This is a genomic window from Oligoflexus sp., assembly GCF_035638955.1.
Taxonomy (GTDB): domain Bacteria; phylum Bdellovibrionota_B; class Oligoflexia; order Oligoflexales; family Oligoflexaceae; genus Oligoflexus.
In genome coordinates this window covers 1-4,272 of the sequence record NZ_DASQYZ010000297.1, presented here as the reverse complement: position 1 = coordinate 4,272, position 4,272 = coordinate 1, and the positions used below count along the sequence as shown (strand labels likewise).

Genomic DNA, 4,272 nt, shown 5'->3' with positions numbered 1-4,272 from the left:
GGCTCGACGCGTGCGACGGAAGTTATCGATTATGCAGCGGACGGCTTCAACTTTGAGATCTGACATGATGGATCTCCTTTCGTGAGCCCATCAAACCACAACGGGAATATCATGTTGAGCTAGGTTGCCGAATGGATACGGGAAAACCGAGTACCAGCCCGATCTGAAAGCCGACAGAAATGAGGCACCCCAGGCAAAGGACAGCTGCCGCAATTTTCATTGATTCCACTCCTCTGATCATTACTGCAAGCTCCTCTGAAAGCCATCCTGGGCCGATAGCTCGAGCTTAAGATTCCTTCCCCAATAAGTTAACCGAACGCAACGACGACATTCCCTAATTTCTGTTCCGCCTGCAGGTATCGATAGGCTTCGACGATCTGCTCCAGTGGGAATCGGAATCCATGGACTGGCTTGATGATAAAAGGATATTCAGGCGTTCTGAATCCACGGTCGTTGCATTTCACGGTGGACGCATGGACTCTTACAAGCACCTCATTTTTTCTGCGTGATGGCGTCATGACTTCCTGGATCGTAACCACTTCAGGAGGACCGTATTGCGTATAGACTGCGGCTCTCATTTCATAACCCTTACAGTCCTGTGGCAGATCCACGAAAGTCCGCCGAAGTTCATCAACGCAGATCGTATCATGATGCTTTCTGAAGACAGAACATCAAACTCTGACGGGCTGCTACACCTTCGCTTTGAGGCAACAAGACTAACAGGCAACCGTCTGTCAGTTGGTTTTTTTATTGCACTGCTCGATCGTCCGGTGCTGCCGACAAGCATTTATAATCAGCTTTAACACCTGGCTCATGAAAGGGGCCTGGTCCCCAGATACTAACCTGGAGTTTTATCTAAAACACATTGTTTTCCTTTGAAAAATCGAAGCCTGCAGGATATAATTGGTTTGGAGTAGTTCAGCAGGCGGCCGACTCATAAAAGAGAAATGATTGAAGAGATTTTTGATTGGCTATCTCAAAAAGCAGCCTGATTGGTTCCGAATGTCCATACCCGATCTGGTCTGGCTTCTGAATATATCCGAAGGACAAATTCGCCAGATTATCGAAGATGAACGCATCCCAACTTCTCCACAGACTGAGTATTTGCCGGGCCTTGTTGTTGAAAATCTGGATACTTCTCCATACTATCTTTACAAATATCAGATTATCCACCTGGTCCGGTGTCTTGGAATCCGCTCGGTAGATCACCCACGGGATTCCCGAGAACGCATGGATGCAATCCAGGCAAATCGCCCAAAATACGATGTCAGCTGGAAAATTAACGCTCTTTGTCGGCACTGAATATACTTTCACATTCTTATGGGATTCGAATGAACGACTTTGGCAAGCAACTACGGTACTACAGAGAAAAGCAAGGCCTTACTTTGCGTGAGATGGCCAGACGGTGCGGGTACTCCTATTCCTATCTTGCCAACATCGAGGCAGGTCGCAAGATTCCGAGGCTTTTTACGATGGACTGTTTGATGAAGACTCTGTCCGTCAATGCCGGTTATGTTGTTCAGGAAGTTCGCGAAGATTCGGCATCCTGACGATCCCAAAATCCAAATCGCATCCACGCTGGTTTCGCAGACATCGAAGCAGCCATCAAAGATTCCTGGAAGGTAAGGGTGTTCTCTTTCGAGCAACGCGCGTCGAAGTGCTGGAAAAATCTTTCCTGGCGATCAGTGTAAACCAATGCCACTTTAAAATTTTCTGGAGCTGATTCAGCCATTGATGACGCCATCGGTGCGTGTACGGTTTGCACGCACCGATGACTGGCTGAGGTCAAGTGCTCCAACCTGTTCGCCAAGCACTTTGCCTGCGTCACAAGATTCAATGACATATCGATCCATTGGTACAAATGTCATCAAAGTGTCAAGCCTTTTGTGCGCGCATGATGTCTGCGCACATCCCGCTGATGTGTGCGATACGTCATATGCTCTCAACCACGGGTTGAACGCATCCCCTCCCTCCCGGAGAAACAAAAGATGGAGGAGCATGTTACTGGCCCGTGATACTCTGCTCACCAAATTGAAAGGAGGAGCAAGAGAGATGATGACTTTTGATATGGCGGCGCTAACTCTTGGAAAGCCAGTATCAGCAGTTCTGCAGGAATATATGGAGCCGCTTATCACCGAGTGGCACCATGCCGGCGGGAAAAGCGTCGATGAACTCAATAAACTGCTCGAGACTCCCTGGACGATCTGGAATGCCGTCGTTTATCACGACTGCTATCCGGATGCCGATCGTCACAATTTGCTCGCAGATATGCGTTCGCGAATCCCTGCGGAATCTGTTGAGATACTGGCCCTCCTGGAATTCTTCATCGCCCGCAAGCGGCAGCAGTTTGGCGAGTACCGTTACCTGTTCCGTGAATGCACGTTCCGTAGGGCAAGAAACGGTGATTTGGTGTGCCGTGCTGAGGTTTGTCTGCCGAGCAAGAAGTTTGATGCGTAGCGTATAGGCTCTTAGCATAATCCATGTCGAAGCACCCTGCTCCGTCATCAACTGCGGCAGCAGAAATTCCGCACTATGCGGGCTTTGTCCATCTCGCATATGCGTTCCTCGTCATGCGAAGGCTCTAAGCTGTGAAGATTATGCTCGTTGTCATTTCTCTCCTACTCACATTAGCGTTCGCTGGTGTAATTATTACGATGACCGATGATGCCGATAAATGCCTCGACTCCGGTGGGTGTTGGGACTATATCGACAAGATCTGTCGAAAAGACGAACCAAATGCTCAGGCGCTGTGCGATCGAAAGTAGCGCTTCGGGTCCGCGTCGGATGCTTTCCGATAGTTCTAGCGTTGCTCCCGCACCACGATAGGCAGCCCGCTTTCTTTTTCAGGCCATTGCCTCACCAAAGCCGAGTAGCGCATGGCGACCCTCCGTAATTCCAAAGCCGCATTCGCCAAATAGGCAACCAGTGAACACTTTACCAACTGGAGGGAGGTAAACGGCGATGGGGCAGTGTTGAACGCGTCATAACATACGGACAATTTGTCCGTAACATCCCCTAACGCTCTGAAAGGATTGACCATGGTCCGTGGTCGCGTGAGGCCCCGGATCGGCGCGTACAGAATATAATAGCAGTTTCGAGCTTTATGCCAGCAGCTGCAGGGTTACGCATTCCACAGGTTCCCAGCACTGGCGCCGCAGATCGCGTATGGCAGGGTCTGAGCCGATTCGGTAAAGCGAGAGATTGTCAGAAAATGCAAGTGCTTCGATCAGGGTGGTCCTTGCTTTGTAGATTCGCAGCTGGTTGATACATCGCTGGCCAGGCATTGCGAATATCACAGCAGACTAGCGTCCCTCATAATCCCAAAGGTCAACGTGAACGGAAATTTGAGGATGCAAGTATGATGGCTCACAGCGCCGACGACAGATTCAGGCTGTTTCAGCTCCAATGGAGCCTAACGAAGGTCTTCTTTCGACCGTTGCGAAAATCACGGGATCAGTAACTGATGAGCTTCGAATCGAGGCTCTGAAAGCCATAGGCTTCTCCATTTGAACAAGTGGCAATGCATGCAGTGAAGACCACGGGAGGCCTCACTGTGTTTGCCGCCGGAAAACACGCAGAATGATGCAATTGCCTTATGCGTATGTTAGGAATAATGAGGTGAATGAGCGACTGAGGGCTTGGGTCCTTCCAGCCCTGCCACTGCAATGGGTGACGATCAACCGCCCCCGTTCTGAAAAAAGGATTTTCATGGCCTAAACTCAACTCTGCCAATCTCCCGCCTTTGTCTACATAAGTGAAAGTCACGTTTAACCCCGCAAAGATCGTGATTCGAACGAATGAATTCAAAGGAAACAGATGAGAAAAGTCTGCAATCTAACCGAACTCGCCGAAATTGTCGGCGTGACCAAGGGCGCAATCTCCCAGGCTGTGAAGTCCGGAAGGTTGTCGCAAAGCATCGTCAGTAAGGAAATCCGCAACAACAAATTTGAAATCTACCGTGCATGCCTGGAATGGGAAAACTCCCGCGACAATAACCAGGTTCGTGATCCAGCGCTCCGGTCACCTTCCAGCCAAAGCAATCCCAATTTCCCCCCAATCGCCGAAAGTCGTCAGGCTTACGAATACTATCAGGCGGCCAACGAGCAGATTTCCGCTTTGAAAGAGGCAGGTCGTTTGATTGACCTCGACGTCACCCAAAGGGAACTATTCCAGGCCGCGAGACTGGTGCACGATCGGCTACTGGAAATTCCCGAGAAACTTCGCTTCAATTTCCTCTCGCAGGGGTTGTCGGATACCGACACTGATCGACTC

Annotated in this window: 5 protein-coding genes; 4 read left to right on the top strand and 1 reads right to left on the bottom strand. The window is 50.0% G+C overall.

What is annotated here, in order from left to right:
- Positions 1-308: 308 nt before the first annotated feature.
- Positions 309-578, bottom strand: coding sequence for a hypothetical protein (locus VE954_RS27325; RefSeq protein WP_324958861.1), 270 nt, complete (start codon positions 576-578; stop codon positions 309-311).
- A gap of 373 nt (positions 579-951) precedes the next feature.
- Here VE954_RS27325 and VE954_RS27320 point away from each other — a divergent pair, with 373 nt between their 5' ends.
- The 4 genes from VE954_RS27320 to VE954_RS27305 all read left to right on the top strand — a co-directional run.
- Entirely contained in the window at positions 952-1,302 is a 351-nt protein-coding gene (locus VE954_RS27320) for a hypothetical protein (protein ID WP_324958859.1), read from the top strand.
- A 29-nt stretch (positions 1,303-1,331) separates the two neighbouring features.
- Entirely contained in the window at positions 1,332-1,550 is a 219-nt protein-coding gene (locus VE954_RS27315) for a helix-turn-helix transcriptional regulator (RefSeq protein WP_324958858.1), read from the top strand.
- A 448-nt stretch (positions 1,551-1,998) separates the two neighbouring features.
- Positions 1,999-2,457, top strand: a complete 459-nt coding sequence (locus VE954_RS27310) for a hypothetical protein (protein WP_324958856.1) — start codon at positions 1,999-2,001, stop codon at positions 2,455-2,457.
- 1,359 nt (positions 2,458-3,816) lie between these two features.
- On the top strand, positions 3,817-4,272 hold a 456-nt coding region (locus tag VE954_RS27305), incomplete at its 3' end, for a hypothetical protein (protein ID WP_324958854.1).

Excerpts from the sequence above, each read along its gene's own strand:
- VE954_RS27325 (WP_324958861.1), bottom strand. The coding sequence starts at position 578 with ATGAGAGCCGCAGTCTATACGCAATACGGTCCTCCTGAAGTGGTTACG.
- VE954_RS27315 (WP_324958858.1), top strand. The coding sequence starts at position 1,332 with ATGAACGACTTTGGCAAGCAACTACGGTACTACAGAGAAAAGCAAGGC.
- VE954_RS27310 (WP_324958856.1), top strand. The coding sequence starts at position 1,999 with ATGTTACTGGCCCGTGATACTCTGCTCACCAAATTGAAAGGAGGAGCA.